Here is a 2,978-nt window from a genome sequence, read left to right on the forward strand (position 1 = left end):
GTTCAGCGCCGCCTCCTCCGCCTCGCGGGCCGCCTCGATCGCGTCGACCCCGAGCTTCGAGGTCTGGATCTTGTGGTGGAGCTTGAGGATCGCGTCCATCAGCATCTCGGGGCGCGGTGGGGGCCGCGGCCCGCATCCGCTGGACGGCGAGGGCGACCTTGACCGGGGCGCGCATGCGCGGCAGCGCGCCGGGCGCGCCCCCGAGGTCGCCCGCGGGTACGGAGTGCAGCCGGGCGAGCAGGTCCGCCACGTGCTCCCAGGGCGCGGCGCCCGGGTCGTGCGGGTCGACGGGGGCACCGTAGGGCCAGGCGGTCACGAGGCGGCCGTGCACGTCCCCCGCGCTGGACAGCAGGGGCGGCAGGAGGATCCCGGCGAGGCGCGGGTGCGCGGCGAGCGCGAGCCTGGCCCGGTGCGCCGCGGGGTCGGTGCCGTCGGCGTGCGCCTTCGCCACGGCGGCGCCGTGGCGCACGACGGCGGCGTCGGGGCGGTCGGCCAGGACGCTCTCCTCGCCGCAGGCACGGCAGGCGCCGGTGCTGTGGGCTGCGGCGCGGGCCAGCCGCGTGAGCGCGGGCACGAGGGCGTCTGCGGTCATCAAATCCTCCCGGCGGGATGCTACGCGGCCCCCGCGGTGGCCCCGGGCCGCCGGGCCGTACGGCGGTCCCGCGTTCGGCGTTCGCGCCGACGCGCCCCGCCGGTCGACCGCGCCGGCTCAGGGGGCGCGCTCCCGCCGGTGCCGCAGCGGGTTCGGTCGGGGTGGCCGCTGGGGCCATGGCGGTGACCGCTTCGTGGCGGAGGCCCCGTCCGGGCGGGCGGGCAGGTGGCCGCCCGGGAGGCGGCAGCAGCGGAGCCGGGCAGTGGCCGGGGCGGAGGCAGTGGCCGGGGCGGAGGCAGTGGCCGGGGCGGAGGCAGTGGCCGCCGCGGGGGCGGTCGCCGCGCCGGGGGCGTGGGGCTTCCGCCACGCCACTGCCGGGTCCGGGCAACGCGACGGCCGGTCAGCTCCCCAGCTGACCGGCCGCTCGCTGCCGTCCGCCGCACCCCCGTCCCCACGGGGCTGTTGGCCGGATGTCCCCGGCCCGGACCGCTCTCCCGGGCCCGGGGCGCTGTCAGCGCCCCAGCATCACGCCCACGGACGACGCCTGTTCGACCACTGCGCTCCAGCCTCCGAAGAAGACGACGAGCAGGGCCGCGAGGGGAAGGACCATGGCCACCGCCACCAGCGGGTGGCGCGTGCCGGAGGGGCGCACGCCGAGCGCCGCGAACGCCTTTCGCTGCGCCCGGAACGTGCTCCGTACCGCGGTGTCCGCCATGGGTCCTCTCCCGTCGAGTCCAGCAGCGGCGGGTGTCTGACCTCGGGGGACGAGTGCTGCACCCGCCGCTTGACCTCAAGCCTATGGAGGCGGACGCATCCGGTCGTCATGCCCGCGTACGGCTTGCGGGGCCACCCAGGGGATGACCCGCCGCGCGGGGCCGTACTCCCCTGGGTGGAGTACGGCCCCGGTGCGGACTCCGGGTCGGCGTGCCGCGCCCGGGGGTCGCCCAGGAATCGCCCGGGGGTCACCCGCGCGACCAGGCGCCGGCCGCCCGCGTCGGCCGGCCTGCGCGCGTGAGTTCGCTCACCTCTGCGGCCCCTCGGCGTACCTCGGCGCCGGGCACCCGGCACGTGGCACGCCGCCGCGCGCGTGCCGTCCCGGTCCCGCCCGCCACCGATGGGTCACGGCCCATCACGCCGAAGCAATTGCGCCGATGCGCAGGCGTGTTGGGATCTTGGGCGGCCGAAGGGGCGCGTGCCGGGACGGCGCTGACCGCTCCTCAAGCCTCGCACGCCGCACTGACAATCGATCCGGGCGTCCAGGCGCGGCCTGTGAGCGCGCCGGGGCGCGAATACGTAAGCTGTGCGACGTCAGACGGTCGACCGGGCAGCGGGGATGGACATGGCGATGATGCGGCTCCGGCGCGAGGACCCGCGAGCCGTCGGCTCCTTCCGGCTGCACCGCAGGCTCGGCGCGGGCGGGATGGGCGTCGTCTACCTGGGGTCGGACCGGCGCGGCCAGCGGGTCGCGCTGAAGGTCATCAGACCCGACCTCGCGGAGGACCAGGAGTTCAGGTCGCGCTTCGCGCGCGAGGTGTCGGCGGCCCGGCGCATCCGCGGCGGGTGCACCGCCCGGCTCGTGGCGGCGGACCTGGAAGCGGAGCGGCCGTGGTTCGCCACGCAGTACGTGCCGGGGCCCTCGCTGCACGACAAGGTCGCCGAGGAAGGCCCGCTTCCGGCGTCCGACGTGGCGGCCGTGGGCGCCGCCCTTTCGGAGGGGCTGGTCGCCGTGCACGAGGCCGGTGTCGTCCACCGCGACCTGAAGCCGTCGAACATCCTGCTGTCGCCCAAGGGGCCGCGCATCATCGACTTCGGCATCGCCTGGGCGACGGGCGCGAGCACGCTGACGCACGTGGGCACGGCCGTGGGCTCGCCGGGGTTCCTCGCGCCCGAGCAGGTGCGTGGGGCCGCCGTGACGCCCGCGACGGACGTGTTCTCGCTCGGCGCGACGCTGGCCTACGCGGCCACCGCCGACTCGCCGTTCGGGCACGGGAGTTCGGAGGTCATGCTCTACCGGGTGGTGCACGAGCAGCCGCAGTTGCGCGGTGTGCCCGACACGCTGGCGCCGCTGCTGCGCGCATGCCTGGCGAAGGACCCGGGCGACCGGCCGAGCACGCTGCAACTGTCCATGAGGCTCAAGGAGATCGCCGCCCGTGAGGCGCAGGGGCTGACGGAGGCGCGGCCGCCCGCCCAGCGCGAACGGGCTCCGCAGGACGTGCCGACGGGGCGGATGCCGGAGCGCGGCCGGGCGGCCGACCGCGCCACCGAGCTGTACGCGGACCGCTCCGTGCAGCGTGCCGCCCCCGCCTCCGAGCGGACGGGGCGGACCGAGCGGGCCGAGCGGGCCGAGCGGGCCGGCCGGTCCGAACACCCGCCGCAGCAGCGTGCG

2 protein-coding genes and 2 pseudogenes are annotated in these 2,978 nt (G+C 77.3%); 1 reads left to right on the forward strand and 3 read right to left on the reverse strand.

Annotated elements, in window-relative coordinates; genetic code table 11:
* The 3 genes and pseudogenes from JFN87_RS32760 to JFN87_RS32765 form a co-directional block, all read right to left on the reverse strand.
* Positions 1–129: pseudogene (locus JFN87_RS32760) on the reverse strand (NADH-quinone oxidoreductase subunit B); the annotation flags it as partial.
* Positions 110–592, reverse strand: a pseudogene (locus tag JFN87_RS33995) (aminoglycoside phosphotransferase family protein); the annotation flags it as partial. The pseudogenes JFN87_RS33995 and JFN87_RS32760, both read right to left, overlap by 20 nt.
* A 511-nt stretch (positions 593–1,103) precedes the next feature.
* A complete protein-coding gene (locus JFN87_RS32765) occupies positions 1,104–1,307 on the reverse strand; it encodes a hypothetical protein (protein ID WP_030907340.1) in 204 nt (67 codons plus the stop codon).
* A gap of 618 nt (positions 1,308–1,925) precedes the next feature.
* Here JFN87_RS32765 and JFN87_RS32770 point away from each other — a divergent pair.
* On the forward strand, positions 1,926–2,978 hold a 1,053-nt coding region (locus JFN87_RS32770; RefSeq protein WP_372449334.1), incomplete at its 3' end, for a serine/threonine-protein kinase.

The sequence above is a fragment of the Streptomyces montanisoli genome (assembly GCF_017813245.1).
In the GTDB taxonomy this organism is placed as follows: Bacteria; Actinomycetota; Actinomycetes; order Streptomycetales; family Streptomycetaceae; genus Streptomyces; species Streptomyces montanisoli.

Coding starts and splice junctions, on each gene's coding strand:
- JFN87_RS32765 (WP_030907340.1), bottom strand. CDS start 1,307: ATGGCGGACACCGCGGTACGGAGCACGTTCCGGGCGCAGCGAAAGGCG.